We start from the raw sequence: 17,690 nt of genomic DNA, 5'->3' as shown, positions 1-17,690 counted from the left end.
GGTCTTAATTGAATTAAGGGACCAAAGCTGGACCGCCGGCCCTGTGACGAGGGCATAATAAGCATTTGTGTTGAATTTTTAGGTAACAAAGCGGGTGAAGGTGGGCGATAATACTCAGCTTGGGTAGCGCCAAGGTGATGGCAATTTAATGTTAGTCGATCACTTGCCGTTAGGGTCAATCTGAAAGTCTGGATACGGGGAAAACGTGTTCGAGCTAAATAAAACCTCACTCATGCTTCAGCATTTCCGAAAGGAGCAGGTGGATGCACGCTGAGCGGCGGGAAAATCGGCAGCCGTTGATTAGGTTGCGGCAAAGGAAAAATATAGAAAAGCTTATAAATGTAGGCCTTCGCGGCGTAACTTTAGCCAGTAAATTCTTGCTGGTTCTATTTCTTGCAAAATTTTTAGAGCCTGCTGAGCTAGGTCTATATGGTCTTATTGTCGCTAGTGTCGGCTATGCACTATATTTGGTTGGCTTGGATTTTTATACCTATACTACGCGGGAAATCATAAAACGTAATTCGGATGACTGGGGGGACATTATAAAGTCCCAAGTCGTCCTGAGCTTTTGTTTGTATGTTGTATTTGTGCCTGTTATAAGCGTCGTTTTTTGGAAGGGGGTTCTTCCGGTCTCGTTGATGTACTGGTTTTTTTCTTTGTTGGTTCTTGAGCATCTAGCGCAAGAGTTAAACAGGGTATTGGTTGCTTTGTCGGCCCAGCTTGTGGCGAGTTTAGTTCTTTTCCTGCGTTCAGGTCTATGGGCAATCATTGCTGTAGGTCTAATGTTTTTCGACATTAAGAAGCAGAACTTGGATTTTGTTTTGTTGTGCTGGGTAACTGGAGGGATATGTGCGTGTACGGTTTCCCTCGTCTATCTGGCTCAAAAGAAATCGCGGGGCTGGAGTAGGGCGGTAGATTGGCGCTGGATTAAGGTTGGCGTATATACCGCAATACCTTTCTTAGTCTCTACGTTGGCTACTCGCGGCATTTTCACGCTGGACAGGTACTGGCTTGAGCATTTGACTAGTCTTGAAGTCGTAGGGGCATATGTGCTGTTCATGAGTGTTTCGAATGCCTTGGTTTCATTTCTCGATGCAGGCGTTTTTGTATATAGTTATCCAGCGTTGATTGCTGCTCATAATTCCGGTCAGTTCGACATATATCGTTATCATATGCGTAAGCTCGCTATTCAGTGTTTAGCTATAAGTATTTCGTTTGGTGTTTTTGCAGTATGCTTAATGCCTTTTGTGCTATCGGCTCTTGATAAGGGTATTTACATTGAGCAATCGTGGATGTTTGCTTGGATAATGTTGGCGACTGTGATATTCAGTTTGGGGATGATCCCCCAGTTTGGACTGTATGCCCAAGGAAAAGATAAACATATTATTGTGAGTCATATAGCAGGATTCTCAGTCTTTGTATTGGTTGTGGCTGCATTTTCCAAAGATTCAGCTAGCGCTTCGGTGCTTGCAGGCTTGGTTGTTGGGTTTGGAGTTAGTACTGTATGGAAGGCGATCGCCTTCCATTTGCTGAGTCCATCGGTTTATTTGTTTTATAAAAGACAGGTGTGTGAGGAATTATGAAAAGAGCTCTTGTGACAGGCGCGGATGGATTTATTGGTTCTCATCTCACTGAGTTACTGGTTCGTGAGGGGTATCAGGTCAAAGCGCTCTCGCAATATAATTCGTTCAACTATTGGGGATGGCTCGAGGATGTAGATTGTTTGGCGGATATTCAAGTCCTGAACGGCGATGTACGTGACCCACACTACTGTAAATATATAACTAAAGATGTCGATGTGGTCTTTCATCTTGCGGCCCTGATCGCGATTCCTTATTCATATGTTGCGCCCGATAGCTATGTAGATACTAACGTTAAGGGTACGCTTAATATATGCCAGGCCGCGCTGGATAATGGTGTGCAGCGAGTAATTCATACCTCGACGAGTGAGGTATACGGTACGGCGCAATATGTGCCTATCGATGAGAAGCACCCCCTGCAACCACAGTCGCCATATAGTGCTTCAAAAATTGGAGCGGATGCTATGGCGATGAGCTTTTTTAACGCCTTCGATCTGCCATTGACAATTGCGCGTCCGTTCAATACGTTTGGTCCTCGTCAATCGGCTCGCGCAGTAATTCCTACTATAATCAGTCAAATCGCAAGTGGAAAAAAACAGATTAAGCTAGGCGATGTATCTCCAACGCGCGATTTTAACTACGTAGCTGATACTTGCCGAGGATTCCTTGATTTGGCTCGTTGTGATAAAGCCATTGGTGATACGGTCAATATTGGTTCGAATTATGAAATTTCCGTAGGTGATACGCTAAATCTCATCAAAGAACTGATGGGGAGTGATGTCGAGTTTTTAACCGACGATCAACGTATTCGTCCTGAAAAGTCCGAAGTATTCCGGTTGTGGTGCGATAACACCAAGATCAAAGGACTTACGGGATTCGAGCCGCAGTACTCGATTCGTGAAGGCCTACAGGCTACGATCGATTGGTTTACCCAGCCGGAAAATCTGGCAAAGTACAAAGCTGATATTTATAACGTTTGAGGCATCAACTCATGTTCGACAACCTGATCAGCTTTATTCGCGAACAGTACCGTACCCAAGAGTTCATACCACTCCATGCCCCTGTTTTTGGGGGGCATGAACGGGATTATGTGGTCGACACCATTGAATCAACCTTTGTGTCGAGCGTTGGAGCCTTTGTTGATCGCTTTGAGCGTGACATGGCCGCCTATACAGGTAGCACTCGTGCGGTGGCAACTGTCAATGGCACTGCGGCACTGCATATCGCGTTGAAGCTGGCGGGTGTTGGTCCTGGAGATCTGGTTATCACTCAACCGCTCACTTTCATCGCCACCTGCAACGCTATTGCATACTGTGGTGCTGAAGCCTTATTTATCGATGTAGACCGTCAAACACTGGGGCTTTCACCCTCGGCGATGGAAGCTTGGCTTGAAGAGCATGCATTTATTTGCGATGACGGGCTATGTCGTGCTCGAGCCGATAATAAAATTATCCGTGCAAGTGTTCCTATGCATACGTTCGGGCATCCAGTCGCTCTAGACGAGCTGGTTTCTATTTGTGCCCGTTGGAACATTGCTTTGGTCGAGGATGCGGCCGAGTCGCTAGGAAGTTTATATAAAGGAAAGCACACTGGTACGTTTGGGGCGCTGGGTATTCTCAGTTTTAACGGTAATAAAATCATAACGACCGGCGGTGGCGGCATGATCCTCGCGGGTGAGGAGTTGGGGGCGCATGCCAAACACTTAACTACCACCGCGAAGAAGCCGCACCCGTATGAATATGTACACGATGAAATCGGCTACAACTATCGACTACCTAACCTAAATGCTGCTCTTGGTTGTGCTCAGCTTGAACAGCTAGATAAATTTGTCGTCGCTAAGCGCGAACTCGCCGATCGTTATTCGGCCCAATTAAAGAATGGGCCTTTGCAATTTATAAAAGAACCAGACGGATGCCGATCAAATTACTGGCTCAATGGTGTAATCTGTGAAAGTTTGGAGCAGCGCCAGGCGCTCTTGAAGGCTACCAATGATAAAGGAGTGATGACGCGTCCCATCTGGCAGCTTATGAATCATCTTTCAATGTATTCACACTGTATGAAAGGTGACTTAAGTACGGCTGAGTGGCTGTCCGCCAGGGTCGTAAATTTGCCAAGCAGCGTGTTACCGGAGTTTCAGGTATGAACCGCACGGTTGCCGTTTTTACTGTTACCAGGGCTGAAAAACGGTCTTCTTTTCGGGATTTGGCTGCTCAACATGTCTTGCTTGGGGCGAAATCTCAAATCAAGACAGCATCGCTCGAATAAATTGTAAGGAACTATGATCATGAAACAATGGCAATCGGTGCTTCTTGGCCCTAATGTAGCCCTTGAGGATGCGGTCGCTGTGCTTGATCGAGAAGCGCTGAGGATAGTAATCGTTACGGATGATCAGCGTCGTTTGCTAGGTACTCTAACAGATGGGGATGTCCGACGGGCATTGTTGCGACATCTTCCGCTGACGACTCCTTTGTTTGAAGTTATGCACTCAAATCCGCAAGTAGCCGAGCTCAGCTGGAGTAAAGAGCGTATGCTGTCGGTAATGGAGAAATACCAATTACTTCAACTGCCGGTGGTTGATGAGACTCGAAAAGTTGTAGGGCTTGAGACCCTACATGGCCTACTGAACAAGCGTCATAGAGATAACCCCGTTTTTCTTATGGCTGGTGGATTTGGTACTCGCCTGCATCCTCTTACTCATACTTGTCCGAAGCCCCTTCTCAAAGTTGGCGAGAAACCCATCTTAGAGCTAATCATGCAAGGCTTTATAAATGCAGGTTTTCATCGTTTCTTTATCTCAACCCATTACATGCCAGAAATGATACGTGATTATTTTGGTGATGGTAGTAATTGGGGGGTAACTATCCGCTATGTTCATGAAAGTGAACCGCTAGGTACCGGTGGAGCGTTGGGATTACTGCCCCATGATGAAATCGACTTGCCTCTATTTATGATGAATGGTGATCTGTTGACGAATTTGGATTTCCAAAATCTTCTCAGTTTCCATGAAGCACATGATGGGTTGGCTACTATGTGCGTGCGTGAGTATGAACAACAGATACCATATGGGGTGATCCAGAGTGAAGGGCATAGAATTTTATCAATGGTAGAGAAACCTACACATCGCTTTTTTATTAATGCTGGTATCTATCTGCTTTCGCCGGAATTAGTGAAAAGAATTAAGCCGGGTACAAAAATAGATATGCCTTCAGTATTAGAGAATGCTATGAAAGACGGAAGTGTCGTGAATATGTTTCCAATTCATGAGTATTGGCTAGATATTGGTCGAATGGAAGATTTTTATCGCGCTCAAGCCGAAGTATCCGGAGTATTTCGTGGCTAGGTCAAGTGGTGTGTTGGTAATAATCCCTGCTCGTGGAGGAAGTAAACGCCTGCCAGGGAAGAATATTCTTAGTTTATGCGGAAAACCTTTAATTGCATGGACGATTGAAGCTGCACTCAAGTCGTGCATTGCTGAAAAAATAATTGTCAGTAGTGATGATGATGAAATTTTAGAGGTGGCAGCCCAATATGGTGCTACTCCATTTAAGCGTGATTCAAATTTCGCCACTGACGAAGCGAAGACTATTGATGTTGTTATGGAGTGCGTAGAGCAGGAAGCAGAGCAAGGATATCTGTATGATGCCATTTTGCTTTTGCAACCCACCTCACCACTTAGGAATGAAAAAGATATAGCAGGAGCATGGGAGTTGTATCGGTCCAAAGAGGGAAATTCAGTGATAACGGTTTGTGAAGCCGATCATCCCCCTCAATGGTATGGATATTTGAATGACGCCAGTGCTCTTGAGGGGGTTGATTTTTCTTCTTCATCTAGGAGTCAGGATTTTAAACAGTCATACCGAATAAATGGTGCTGTTTATTTTGTTTCATCTTCATACTTGGTAAGTGAACGCAGCTTTTATACACCTAGTGTGTTTGCTTATGTCATGCCCAAAGAGCGATCTTTTGACATAGATAACAAAATCGATTTTGAGATGTGCGAGTTTTTTGCGTCTCGGTTAGAAATTGAAGAATGATTTTTCTAGTTTTGATACGACGCGGAGCTAAGCAATGCAGAGCGTAACGCATTATTTTGTATGCCGATCTCCATTTCATTGCTTTATAGCAAATAAAATTGTCGAAGGTTTCATATCTCCCGCGGAAAAAGTAGTGATATTTGTCGAGTCCGCGAATATTCCTAATATAATGCGTTCCTCAGGTGAAATAGAGATTATTCAGCTTGAAGGTTACTCGGGCAGTAGGGGTGGATGGTGTCAAGCCAGCAACAATATTGGGAAAATAATTAAAAAAATCCAACAGTGTTCTGGGGGCGTCGCGCTTTATTTAACGGATATTCGATGGCCAACAAATAATAAATTGTATTTTGAATTAAGGTCTTTGCCTAGACTGAAAATTTGCTATTTTGCAGAAGGACTTGCTAGTTATATTAATCGAAGTGACAGATTTTCTTTGGCCTTTAAATCCATGGCAAAGTATGCGCTTTCTATTTTCCATTTGAGTGCGCCTTATAGACCCTTCTGGGGGGACAACTTAGGTTACGAAAGGAAGGACGTAGATTGTTTATATGCCCCTTGTGTTGATAGGATTAATACACGTCTACGAAAAATTGAAGTATTAGTAGAGTCTGAAATAAATAAGGCACCTTTGCATAACGCATTGCTATTTTTGGGGCAGCCCTTAGAGCAAAAAATCAAAACAGAAGGCGAGCTGAGTAGTATTGTTATGTCTACCATCGAAAAAATAAAAAAGATGAGCTATAACGAGCTATATTACAAGCCGCATCAATTCGAAGGCCCATTGGCGAGAACTATATTTGAATCAAACGGCTTTACAGTAATTGATGATGTTGGGATGTTTGAGGAGTGGGTGTCAAAAGAGTGGAATGGCCAAGCGGTTGCATCCTATTTTAGTACCGCACTTATAACTACCAGGATGCTGCTTTCGAAGAAGTCCCATATATACTCAATTAACTTTGATCGTGTTGCTGCTGCATACATGAAGACCAAGGATAGGGACGAATTGAAGCGATCATTAGAATATTTCGGTTGTGTATTTGTTTGAGATTGTATTTTCTCGGACATCGAAAATATTTAAGGGGGTATGATGGCTTATATAGAAGACGGAAAATGCCATCTCTATAAGATGGATAGTAATCTCAGTGAGTGGCTTCTGGCAGGGGCTTTTCTCGCTATGGTCCCGCTCATGGAAGGTTGGAATTTCTTTTATTCACACGTGCTATTCTTGGCCTTTGTGTTTTTTATCGGTTTTACAACGGGTGTTCGTCGGTCTCGGTGGTTACTTGGTTTTCTCTTTCTTACGATTCTATTACTGATTAATTTCGCGCTGGCTTTAAGAGGAGGAACGGAAGGTAGATTTGTTCAGGATTCAGTAAAGTTGGCTCTATTTTTTGGAAGCCTATTTTTTGTGGTGAATTTTTTCTCAAATGATTTTTGTTCTTCAATGCTGAGAAAAATAATAATATTGTTCCCGTTTGTTTTTATTGGATATTTTTTATTTGTGTTTGATGGGAATATGTTTGCTTATTCGGGAAGGCTGTATAGTCCTTTATTTGGGTCTCCTAATGTCGTTGGGGTCTTTTGTGCGCTTGCCATTATTTATCTAGTGGGTTATCGAAAAGATTTTTCTATTCTGGCGCTTTGTTCGCTATTTTGTTTTTATCTTACAGTTCTTGGTCTTGGTTTTTCGAGGGCAGCAATAATTGGGTTGGCGCTGTCTTTATTTTTCATTTTTCGCTTTCGTGGTGCTTTGTCATTTTTGTTTGTGGGCATAATATTTTTTGTAGGTTTGGTAGCTATTGATTCTATCTACCCCTTTATTCCAGATTGGGTTTGGCAGAAAGGAGATGTTGCAAATGACCTGGAAGAAACGGGAGGAAGTTATAGAACATTAATTTGGGGGCTGGCTCTGGAGCGTTTTGCATCTGATCCTATTACATTCCTGTTTGGTGAAGGTGTTGGTAGAACTATTACGGTGGCGCAATATGGATTTTATGTCGACCATCCACATAATTTCTATATTTTCCTCCTTTTATCCTACGGAATAATTTTCTTTTTAGTGTTTATTTTTGTATGGGGGCGAGTATGTTGGCGCTCGGTCAACTATTTCATGAGTGGGCAGCGGTTTAACTTTTCGTTGTTTCTATTCTATTCATTAATATTTATGATGGATACCCATGTTTTGTCGAGTCAGTTCTTTATTATGCATGTTTTGTTTTTGTCTTTACTTTTCAGATCTAATTATACTAAGTGATTAGTGGTCGATACTAAAGGTATATGGAGAAGCCAATGAGCAGCGAGCGCGAAGTTGACGCCCTAAAAGTTGCATGTGTCATTCCTACTTACAATGGTGTTTCGGATCTACAACGCCTTTTGGGGTCGCTGCAGAAACAAAACGCTAAATTTGATATTATTATAGTTGATTCAAGCTCTTCGGATGGGACTGCCGAGGTTGGGCAACAATACTCCAACAAATTCATAAGCATTCCAAGCGCTGATTTTAACCACGGTGGCACTCGGCAGTTGATGATTGATCGCCATCCCGAATATGATATTTATATTTTTCTTACTCAAGATTCATATCTTCATGATGTAGACTCGATTAGAAATTTGTTGCTGCCCTTCGCTAATGAAAAGGTAGGTGCTGTTTGTGGGCGGCAATTGCCGCATCTTGACGCAAATTTGTTAGCTCAGCATGCTAGGGCTTTCAATTATCCGACGTCTTCCTCAATTAAGTCACAAAGTGATTCCGCGAGGCTGGGCATTAAAACTCCTTTCATGTCTAATTCGTTTTCTGCTTATCGAGGGACTGCACTCCTGGCAGTCGGTGGGTTTCCGCGTCATGTCATTTTGTCTGAAGATATGTACGTCGCTGCAAAAATGTTGTTAGCTGGTTGGTTGGTTGCCTATTCTGGAAACGCATGCTGTCGGCATTCGCACAATTATTCTGTGCTAGAAGAATTTCGCCGTTATTATGATCAGGGGGTTTTCCACGCTCGTGAAAATTGGATAAGACAGAGCTTTGGCGGGGCTGGCGGAGAAGGGTTGAAGTACGTAATGTCGGAGCTAAGATTTTTGGGGGGGGCTAGAGTGTACTTATGGCCCGCTTCGCTTTTCAGAAATGGATGTAAATTGCTAGGATATAAACTTGGGCAGAAAGAGCATATTATGCCGCCTAAGCTAAAGAGATGGTTGAGTATGCATAAACGTTTTTGGGATCATTCATGACAAACTGAGGTGGTTCAGCCAGGTCTATTTAATTTTTGAGCTAGGAGGTTTCTGTAAAGGATATGCAGCCTATGTCGCGATACCAGCCAACTTTTGCCGAGCGCTACCCTGTTCCATTTATGGTGGCGATGCTTGATTTTCTAATTGTAATTTCTGCAGGATTTTTTGCGCATTTTTATCGATTTGGTCATATTGAAATGACCGGTCGCTATAATATGGCTACACTTTTAACTGCCATCATGGTTGTGGTTTGTCTAGGAGCCGGTGGCGTTTATGGTTCGCAGCGAGGCTACGCATTTCTTCGGCAATTCAGTGTATTACTGGTTGGCTGGTGTGCTGCTGCTGGAGTCATGTTGTCGTTATCTTTTTTTCTAAAAGTTTCGGGAAATTATTCCCGTATTTGGTACACAACAATGCTTGCAATGGGGGGCGGGCTTAGTCTGGTGTTGCGCTTAACAGTTTTCTTCATTCTCAGAAAACTGCGTGCCTCTGGAATGAATTTGAAAACGGTATTGCTAATAAAATCGAGTAATGATTCTACAGGGCAGCTGGGCGACGGGCGAACACTGGAAGAGCACGGGTTCAGAGTGCTACATGCTATGCCTTTTGAGGAAGAGGATGGGTGGCAGAATAAACTTTTGACAGAAGTTGAAGCGCTGGGAGTTCACGAGGTCTGGTTATGTTTGTCTTTGGGGCAAGGTGGGGCTGTGCGCTCTATTATGTATGCACTCAGACATCACACCGTTGCTGTGAGGTTTATTCCAGATCTAGGTGATATTCGTCTGATAAATCATAAGGTAAGCCATATTGCTGGTTTGTACTCGTTAGATTTAAGTTGCAGTCCGATGGATGGTTCTGCTCGCTTTTTCAAAAGACTGGAAGACCTCGTTTTAGGGATTGTAATATCTTTAGTTATTTTTCCGATTTGTTTGCTAATTGCAGTTGCGATAAAGTTTACCTCGCCTGGTCCAATACTATTTAAGCAATACAGGACTGGCATAAATGGTAGGAGGTTCAAGGTTTATAAGTTTCGCTCAATGGTGGTCCATCAAGAAAGCTCTGGCTCTGTAACGCAAGCGACAAAAAATGATATGCGGATTACTCGTGTTGGTGCGTTTCTTCGAAGAACTAGTTTGGATGAACTCCCGCAGTTTTTTAATGTACTCCAAGGTCGAATGTCTATAGTAGGGCCTAGACCGCACGCGCTTTCGCATAATGAATATTATAAAGATTTGGTAGAGTCCTATATGCAGCGGCATAAAGTCAAGCCGGGAATAACGGGATGGGCCCAAGTTAGCGGTTATCGGGGTGAGACTGATACACTTGATAAAATGCAGAAACGCGTAGAACATGACCTGTGGTATATAGATAACTGGTCAATATGGCTTGATTTGAAAATTATTTTTATGACTATATTTAAAGGTTTTATCAACAAGAACGCATATTGATATGATAAATAGTTTTCTTAGAAATTTTCAGGCTAAATTTTCGGATTCACTGGGTGCTCAAGCCAATGCTCTTATGTTGTGGGCAATGGCTATTGGGCTTTTTATACTGATTAGCGGTAAGGTTTGGCTTTTTTCGAGCAGTGCTCGCAATAGTCAGGTTTATATTTGGTTGTTGGCTCCGGCGCTTATTTATGCAGTTTCAAATTTTAGGTCTTGGCCCTCATTAAAGCATTCTCCCGAGATTGGAGTATGGGTTATTTTTTTGGTATGGGTAGGAGTGAGTACTTTTTGGAACGTCAATTCAGAGGTTGGGGATTTTTCGCTAGCTAAGCGTGGGATATTTATTTTTTTATATTTGTCAGCTATTTATATAATGTTAGCTAAGGGAGGCGTATTTTTTCATCGTGCACTGTTAGCTGGCGTTCTAGTGGTCGCCCTTGGGGCAGCAGCAAGTCTTGTTTATCAGTACGGAGTACTTGGAAAGCCTTTAGCATATCGTGGCTTTAGAATTGATCGTATGGGGCTTGGGGAAGTTGCTAACTATGGATGGCCGGTTGCGGCAGGAATATTTCATGGAGCTATCGCAACTTGGGTGTTGAGTTATTCTCTAAGTAAGGATACCCGATGGAACTGGGCGGTCGTTGGATTCCTGGTTTTTATCGTCCTGGTAGCTTATGTTGTCATGACTGGGACTAGGGGTGCCTGGAGCGCTTTGTTTGTTAGTATAATAGTAGTTGTTATGATGCAGCGGCCACGCATTGCAAAAATTATTATTAGTGTTTTTGCTATTGTCTCTGTAATTGTGTTGTACTGTATGTGGGATAAAGTATTATTCGAAATTCAAGATCGTCAGCTTTCTGGGCGAGGTGGAATTTGGAGATACTACTTACAAGTTATGTCAGGCCACTGGTTGTTTGGGTTCGGGCTCGGCACGCCATTTGAGTATCTTTGGCCCAATGGCAAGTCCGTTTCTCCTCATGCGCATAGTCTTTATCTTCAGCAAGTCTATGATAGCGGTTTAATTGCGTTAGCATTGTTACTCGCAGGGTTGGGGTGTGTGGTTAAAAAGGCTTGGCAGCTCAGAGGGCATCCTTGGGTTCGACTCGCTTTCCCTGCACTTGTTTTTTCTTTGGTGGCAATGTTGACTGATGTAGAGCGTATCTTTACGCGGCCAGGTGATTACTGGGTTGTATTTTGGCTACCCCTAGGTGTTCTGTTGTCGATTCGTAGATAAAATATAACCGATCCATAAATCGTATTGACGCAATGTGAGGCTCTGGTTTGCCGCGTTTTTCAAGGTAGTTATTGCATAGAAATTACCCCATACAGCTCCTGCCTTGGGTTTTGACACCGAAGCGAATTCCATAAGTCCCACCTAACCAACGATGAGGAGCGCACTTAGCTGTATATATGAGGTGTGCAATTCCACGGCAGGAGCGCTTCGTAATCTTCCAAGGAGGACGTCTGCGAAGCGTTCCAGTACGTGGCGCAGCCACGCATGGGATTCTTGGCCGTTTCAACTAGGCTGTAAAGCTGCGCACTGTTTAGGTGTGGCGCTGAACAACCAGTTTTCGGCCAATCACGAAGGGCGCATCGCACGTTCGGAACGTTGTTGTCGATGTACAAATAGCCCTCTTCGGCAGCGGCTTCGCCAACGTAAGGCGTCCTGAATTTTATGCCCTAGCAAAAATGGCAGTTTGATGTCAAAATGCCGGATTCACACCCTCCATGAAGAATAGGAACATGAATAATCCAAGCACGAATGGTACGAGGCTTGAATCACTTACCTTTTTAAGATTTATTGCCGCATTAGTTGTTGTCATTTACCACTTCGGAAAAAATACCACACTCCATGATATTTTACCGTCCGCCCTAACTTCCGGACCAATCATGGTGACCTTCTTCTTCGTTCTATCTGGATTTGTAATATCAACGGCATATTACGGAAGGGACTTTGCCACATCCAGTTTTTATAAAAATAGATTCTTTCGGATAGCCCCAATATATCTAATTGCATTGTTTGCTACTGCCGCCCTCCAGCCATCCGCCGCGAACTCTACCTCGCTTATTTTATCTGCAACATTTCTTCAATCTTGGATACCAGGACACGCTATATCAATCAATTTCCCAGGATGGTCAATCTCGGTAGAGGCCTTTTTCTATGCCTTAAGCCCAGCTTTGCTAATAATTGCAAATAGTGCCAACAAACCGTCTTGGAAGAGCTGGGTTGCAGCATCTATTTTAATATGGATAGTAACTCAGTCCGTGCTAAGTGCTTTGCTCGACCCCACGTTCTATAAAGGATATAAGACCTTCTCTCACGACCTAATTTATTACTTCCCGGTATCACACCTAACAAGTTTCGTGCTTGGGTTTTCGGCTGGTGTGGCATTCCACCAAAACAAAGGCAACCATTTTGTAAGCCCGAGTACGGCTTCGATTTTATTTGTAGTGTCGCTCCTCGCGGCAGGATACGTAATTCAAAATCTAGCATCAGTACAATCTACTTTCGGCGTGAATCTTGCCTTTGGGAGTAGTTTCCTTGCTCTTCTCTTCATGCCAATGATTTATTTTTGCGCGATTGGCGACTCTATAATCAAAAAATACCTAGCCTTGCCAATAATGGTATTGCTTGGTGAGGCAAGTTACGGCATGTATATATTGCAAAAGCCAGTTTTTGTGGCATTCAACTCGATAGATGTTGTGTCCACCCTAAGCCCGGACGCACGTTTTTTTGTCTACGCTGCATTTTTGCTTATTATATCTGTGGCCTCATTTATGCTAATAGAGTCACCCATCACAAAAGCATTTAAAAGAACCAGGCCTGCTCTTTTTCCACAGCCACAATAAAAGAGCTCGCTAAACGCAACTCTTTATAATTACTTTTGCTGATGCGCTATATGCGCATCAAGAAACTAGATACTGTATGCTTAGTGAAAGTCACAGAGAAAATTGCTTCGACATAGTCTGCTGATTTGCGGCATTATGCCTACTTTTCAGCCACTACTATGCGCTTAGCAATATTGCCAGACCCAAGGTAATAGGAAGCCTTAGCTTCGGTGGAATCGCTGTAAATGTTTTTCAGTATTTCAGATTGCCTAATAACAAAAAGCTTCTACAATAGCGAAAGCTCTAGGAAAAAGCTGCGCACACTTCGTCCAGATCTAGCCGGATGCAGTATACTTTTAGTCGTCCTATCAGGGGGACTTGGGGCTTCTTGTTTCATCGATTTGTATTTGGTGCCAGAGGATATAACGCGTTCGTTGAAACCGTAACCATTGAGGCTTCTTAAGGATACAAACGGCCTAACGCAGAAATTCATCCTACCAGCTAGAAACGGAAGCCTTCGAACTTTAGGCATTGTCCGAAAAGTACTATCTAGCGGGTGGCTGGGTCTCTGCACCTCGCATGGTCAGCGGAGAGATGCAGCTCTCTGTGGGTAACATTCTTGAGGGAATCGGTTTCCCCAGGGAAACCTTGTAGTGGGAGCAGCTACGACAGGCTCTTATTACGTCAACCGGGTTACGTCTCTGTTCACAGCTGCCGAAGACCGAATCACATATTCGTTCTTCATGGATACTGAGTATATGGAAGTGTACGCGGTGGGAAGTCTTGCCGGGCTAAGCATGACATGCAGCTTTACTGCGCTCCCTCAGTATGAAGGTGATACGCGCGGGCCAGCCAGTAGGAATCGACCGGTTATCCGCAGCAGAGAAACCGGTCGGTTGTCGAAACGACTGGGTTCACAATGAATGCAAACCATCCAGAGCATGTCGGTAACCAACTGCTCATCGACCTTCTAGTTGGGCGAGGGTGAAAAAATGTCACTATCTGGGCGCCGACAACTCCGAGCGCTACTCGATTCCTTGCCGGGACTATTCTGAAGGAGCGTGATCAGGAGGACTTGATTCGTTCGGCGGCATATTCTGGCGATCTGGGCGAGGTGGCCGGAGCACATGACATAATCGTTTATCAGCACCCATGCGTGCGGGGAGCTGCTGACCCAGTGCCTATTCCGCCTGCCGCTCCGTTACCGCCGACCATCTATCTTCCATGCCCGGTCGGCTTGCTACCAACAAAGAGCCCGGCGAGTAGCTTCTTCGACTGCATTCCCGCCGAGCTGACTGTAAGTGGTACGACTGGATTCACGAAAGTTATGCTGCGCCGCACAACTAGCGGAATAGGGTTGACTGTCACCAAAATTGCAGGTGATGTCACCGGCGATGCGCTCATCCCAACAGCGGCGCAATTCGTCAAGCGCTCATACGACCAAACAATGGATGACCCTACAGGCGCTAATGTAGCTGGCTTTGTCGGATCATTAGAGAACCAATATTTGCAGCTTTCATTCGGCACTACCGCAAGCAGCCACTACGTGCTTACCCTGAGAGCGCCTGCTAATAAGAGTTAAGGATCGTACGCGTCGATTTGATCTTTTACATATCTGTTGAATCTTACGCTCGCAGAGGCGGGTGATGGTGTCGACAAGGAATTATACTCCGCTCCCCTCTGGAATGGCTGCAGTCTTGGCATTTGCATTAAGTTTTTTTGGCCTACGCAGAAACGGCTTTTCAATCAGATGCCAAGATACTGCAGCCAAGACTACTGTAACGAATACAGACAACAGCATTGACGGCCAGAACCCGATATCAATAAGATTTATGCATATTTGCTGCGCTGGGAATGCATATATATAAATACCATATGAGTAGTCGAATTTACCGCTTATCAGTTTGTCGCTAAATGAAGTGCCGATGATGATGGTTAGAATTGATAGCGCAGGATAGTATGCGCTTTGAATCATTCCGGTTTTGGGAGTGATCAGCAATACTAATAAACATGCCGCTGCAATTAGGATTTTAGGTTTAGTGCCTGACCACATTCCTTCATAAAAATGCATCAGGGCTCCAATGGTGAAGGGTATCAACAAGGAGGTTAATACGCTAAGCTGATTGTTGTTGTAGCCATTGATCTGGTAAATTGCCTGGTGCCAAATACACAGCACTAGAAGAACAATAAGGGATTTAGTGCTTCTTCTGAACAGGATTAGCACTGCTGGTATAATGAGATAGCATTTTAGTTCATATGCTAGAGTCCAAAGGCTTCCGTTGATAGCCGGAACAATGAATTTCTGTGTTAGTCCGTTTGTATCCTTGAGTAACCCCATGGTTACGGTTTCTATGAACGCATTATATCCTCTTGCGCTAAATACAAAGTCGATAAACCGAGAGGACCCAAGCATACCTGAGAGGACTACTAGAAAAATACTGCACCCAACTAAGCCTGGGATAAGTCTGCGAAGCCTTTTTTCTAGATATGACCAAGAGCTTTCGCTATTGTGGAAGCTTTTTGTTATTAGGAAGCCCGAAATGCTGAAAAATATCATTACAGCAAATCCGCCGAAGCTAAGACTTCCTATTACCTTTGGTCCGGCAATTTTGCTAAGCGCATAGTGGTGGCTGAAAAGTACACATAACGCCGCGAAGTGTCGGATTATGTCGAAGCAGTTTGATCTGTGGCCTGTGCTAAGCATACAGCATCCCTGTTTGTGGTGCGCAGATTGCAGTCATATGGATAGACCCGGGATTATGACTGATTTTTTGCCTAATATGACCTCCCTCCACATCAAAAAATATAATGTAGCTAAGGTTTGATGCGGATAGCTGCTTCCTACCAGGGCAGCCTGATCCAACCGAACGAAACGACCGCCGCCTGGCGGTATTTTTTTGCCTGGGGAAAACCCATGACCGCACGTGGTGTACGCAACAACAACCCCGGCAACATCGACTTCAACCCACGGAGCGACTGGGTGGGCCAACTGGGCCTGGAGGTGCGCGCCGCTAAACCGCGCTTCGCACGCTTCGATACGCCGGAGAACGGCATCCGCGTCCTAGGCTCTGTATGAAAACCTTTGAAACGCCGTCAAAGCCGCTGAAAGCATGATTTTTGGTAGAGTTCTAGCTTTTTAGGCGAAGGATTCTGCCATTCCCAAGCGATACGAACTTTCTGATGTGGACTGGAAAATAGTCTCCAATCTTTTTACTGCCCATCGGCGTACTGGACGTCCAAGGGATAATGATCGCCTGATGCTCGATGGCGTGCTGTGGGTGCTTTACTCCGGCCCGCATGGCGAGACATGCCGGAGCGGTTCGGGCCTTGGTTCACGGTTTATCAGCGCTTCCGAGATTGGCGAAACCAGGGCACCTTCAACAAAATGCTCAAGCGCCTACACGTCAAACTCAACGCTCAAGGCCTGATCGACTTGGACACATGGTGTATTGATTCAACGGCAGTCAAAGCGCCCCGGGCCTCATCTGGAGCAGGCAAAAAAGGTGGCGGAAGAACCAACAGACCACGCACTCGGAAAAAGCCGGGCTGGGCTGACAACGAAAATTCACATGGTCTGTGACACCCGAGGTGTGCCATTGCATTTCATCCTCTCCGGTGGCCAAGCCAGCGATATTTCCCATGCTCAACCCCTTGCTGGATGGTGTTCACATTCCCACCGAAAAAAGCAGACCCGTAAGCGATGCCGCAAGCTGATAGCGGATAAAGGCTAATGCAGAATCGCTGCGGCAGTACTGCGACCGGTATCGCATGCAGCCCGTGATTCCCTACCGAAGCATGAAGCGCAAACCGAAGCCTGGTTTGCCGGGTCTGTTCGACAAACCCAAGTACCGGGAACGCAACGTTATCGAGCGACTGTTCGGCTGGCTAAAGGAGCATCGCCGCTTGGCGACACGCTATTGCAAGCTCGCGAAAAGTTATGCCGCCATGGTCACGTTAGCCTGCTGGCGACGGTGTCTACGACAGCACTTTTCGTACAGTGCTTAGGATCTTAACGCGGTTGCTCAGTTTGTTGAGAAAGACGAAAGCACCGGGTCAAACACGGCCACCTTGATATCCAGCTCGACCAGCGCGCTCAGGCCATCGATGGATTTCCGGAAGTCGACGGGCTTGGGGTATAGGTAGACTTTTTCGACTTCGGCGTCGGGTTGCATGGTGAGCGGGCTCCACAGAGAAATTGGAGCACAGCATCGGGGGATCAGACGAGTACCTTGAAGGTGGGGTGTTGAAAGTGCCCTGGCTTCGTTAATCTCGGAAGCGCTGATTGACTATGGACCAAGGCCCGAATCGCTCCGGCATGTCTCGCCACGCGGCGTCAGAGCAAAGCACCCACAGCACGCCATTGAGCATTAAGCGATCATCAGCTCTTGGGCGTCCGGTGCGCTGATGGGCAGTACAAAGATCAGCGATCTAGTTCCCTGTCTGCGGCGGAAAGTTCGTATTGGTCGGCAAGGAATAATCCTGCGCCTAAAAGGTAAAAGTCTACGGAGAATCAGGATTCTAGAGGCTCTGGCGGCGTTTAAAAGGTGTTCATACAGAGCCAAAAGTTCCGT

The 17,690-nt window shown here is 45.1% G+C and carries 14 protein-coding genes and 4 pseudogenes; 14 read left to right on the top strand and 4 right to left on the bottom strand.

What is annotated here, in order from left to right; all coding sequences use genetic code 11:
* Positions 1-263 precede the first annotated feature (263 nt).
* From ACNFCI_RS07550 to ACNFCI_RS07505, 10 genes are all read left to right on the top strand, one after another.
* The gene (locus ACNFCI_RS07550; RefSeq protein ID WP_416767743.1) at positions 264-1,583 is read left to right on the top strand and encodes a hypothetical protein; all 1,320 of its coding nucleotides are present in this window, start codon (positions 264-266) and stop codon (positions 1,581-1,583) included.
* Positions 1,580-2,560, top strand: coding sequence for an NAD-dependent 4,6-dehydratase LegB (locus ACNFCI_RS07545; RefSeq protein WP_416767742.1), 981 nt, complete (start codon positions 1,580-1,582; stop codon positions 2,558-2,560). Before ACNFCI_RS07550 ends, ACNFCI_RS07545 begins: the two co-directional genes overlap by 4 nt.
* A gap of 11 nt (positions 2,561-2,571) precedes the next feature.
* Positions 2,572-3,723, top strand: coding sequence for a LegC family aminotransferase (locus ACNFCI_RS07540; RefSeq protein ID WP_368830230.1), 1,152 nt, complete (start codon positions 2,572-2,574; stop codon positions 3,721-3,723).
* Between the two features lie 141 nt (positions 3,724-3,864).
* Positions 3,865-4,920, top strand: a complete 1,056-nt coding sequence (locus tag ACNFCI_RS07535) for a nucleotidyltransferase family protein (protein ID WP_368830231.1) — start codon at positions 3,865-3,867, stop codon at positions 4,918-4,920.
* On the top strand, positions 4,913-5,614 hold the full coding sequence (locus tag ACNFCI_RS07530) for a cytidylyltransferase domain-containing protein (protein ID WP_368830232.1): 702 nt from the start codon (positions 4,913-4,915) through the stop codon (positions 5,612-5,614). Before ACNFCI_RS07535 ends, ACNFCI_RS07530 begins: the two co-directional genes overlap by 8 nt.
* Positions 5,615-5,648: 34 nt before the next feature.
* The gene (locus tag ACNFCI_RS07525) at positions 5,649-6,659 is read left to right on the top strand and encodes a polysialyltransferase family glycosyltransferase (RefSeq protein ID WP_368830233.1); all 1,011 of its coding nucleotides are present in this window, start codon (positions 5,649-5,651) and stop codon (positions 6,657-6,659) included.
* Between the two features lie 42 nt (positions 6,660-6,701).
* Positions 6,702-7,868 (top strand): O-antigen ligase family protein, encoded by a 1,167-nt coding sequence (locus ACNFCI_RS07520; RefSeq protein ID WP_368830234.1) that lies wholly within the window; start codon positions 6,702-6,704, stop codon positions 7,866-7,868.
* 35 nt (positions 7,869-7,903) lie between these two features.
* Positions 7,904-8,842 carry a glycosyltransferase family 2 protein gene (locus tag ACNFCI_RS07515; protein WP_368830235.1) on the top strand — a complete coding sequence of 313 codons (939 nt, stop codon included), beginning with the start codon at positions 7,904-7,906 and terminating at the stop codon, positions 8,840-8,842.
* A 71-nt stretch (positions 8,843-8,913) separates the two neighbouring features.
* On the top strand, positions 8,914-10,290 hold the full coding sequence (locus ACNFCI_RS07510) for an undecaprenyl-phosphate glucose phosphotransferase (RefSeq protein ID WP_368830236.1): 1,377 nt from the start codon (positions 8,914-8,916) through the stop codon (positions 10,288-10,290).
* 1 nt (position 10,291) lies between these two features.
* Positions 10,292-11,524, top strand: a complete 1,233-nt coding sequence (locus ACNFCI_RS07505; RefSeq protein ID WP_368830237.1) for an O-antigen ligase family protein — start codon at positions 10,292-10,294, stop codon at positions 11,522-11,524.
* A gap of 164 nt (positions 11,525-11,688) precedes the next feature.
* On the opposite strand, the pseudogene ACNFCI_RS07500 reads toward ACNFCI_RS07505, so the two are convergent.
* Positions 11,689-11,940: pseudogene (locus tag ACNFCI_RS07500) on the bottom strand (transposase domain-containing protein); the annotation flags it as partial.
* 93 nt (positions 11,941-12,033) lie between these two features.
* On the opposite strand from ACNFCI_RS07500, the gene ACNFCI_RS07495 reads away from it, so the two are divergent.
* Together ACNFCI_RS07495 and ACNFCI_RS07490 are read left to right on the top strand one after the other, a co-directional pair.
* Positions 12,034-13,140, top strand: coding sequence for an acyltransferase family protein (locus tag ACNFCI_RS07495; protein ID WP_368830238.1), 1,107 nt, complete (start codon positions 12,034-12,036; stop codon positions 13,138-13,140).
* 1,054 nt (positions 13,141-14,194) lie between these two features.
* Positions 14,195-14,701 (top strand): hypothetical protein, encoded by a 507-nt coding sequence (locus tag ACNFCI_RS07490; protein WP_368830239.1) that lies wholly within the window; start codon positions 14,195-14,197, stop codon positions 14,699-14,701.
* An 81-nt stretch (positions 14,702-14,782) separates the two neighbouring features.
* Here the strand turns inward: ACNFCI_RS07490 and ACNFCI_RS07485 are convergent, their stop codons facing one another.
* Positions 14,783-15,823: an acyltransferase family protein gene (locus ACNFCI_RS07485; protein ID WP_368830240.1), complete on the bottom strand. Its 1,041-nt coding sequence runs from the start codon at positions 15,821-15,823 to the stop codon at positions 14,783-14,785.
* A 210-nt stretch (positions 15,824-16,033) separates the two neighbouring features.
* Here ACNFCI_RS07485 and ACNFCI_RS07480 point away from each other — a divergent pair.
* Together ACNFCI_RS07480 and ACNFCI_RS07475 are read left to right on the top strand one after the other, a co-directional pair.
* Positions 16,034-16,192, top strand: a pseudogene (locus ACNFCI_RS07480) (structural protein P5); the annotation flags it as partial.
* Between the two features lie 82 nt (positions 16,193-16,274).
* Positions 16,275-17,124: pseudogene (locus ACNFCI_RS07475) on the top strand (IS5 family transposase).
* 17 nt (positions 17,125-17,141) lie between these two features.
* Here the strand turns inward: ACNFCI_RS07475 and tnpB are convergent.
* The gene (gene tnpB / locus ACNFCI_RS07470; protein ID WP_368830241.1) at positions 17,142-17,291 is read right to left on the bottom strand and encodes an IS66 family insertion sequence element accessory protein TnpB; all 150 of its coding nucleotides are present in this window, start codon (positions 17,289-17,291) and stop codon (positions 17,142-17,144) included.
* A gap of 94 nt (positions 17,292-17,385) precedes the next feature.
* Positions 17,386-17,590: pseudogene (locus ACNFCI_RS07465) on the bottom strand (transposase); the annotation flags it as partial.
* Positions 17,591-17,690: the final 100 nt, after the last annotated feature.

This window comes from Pseudomonas sp. NY15356, from assembly GCF_048068175.1.
GTDB classification, from domain to species: Bacteria; Pseudomonadota; Gammaproteobacteria; order Pseudomonadales; family Pseudomonadaceae; genus Aquipseudomonas; species Aquipseudomonas putida_K.
The sequence above is the reverse complement of the archived record's forward strand: the minus strand, read 5'-3'. Positions and strand labels throughout refer to the sequence as shown.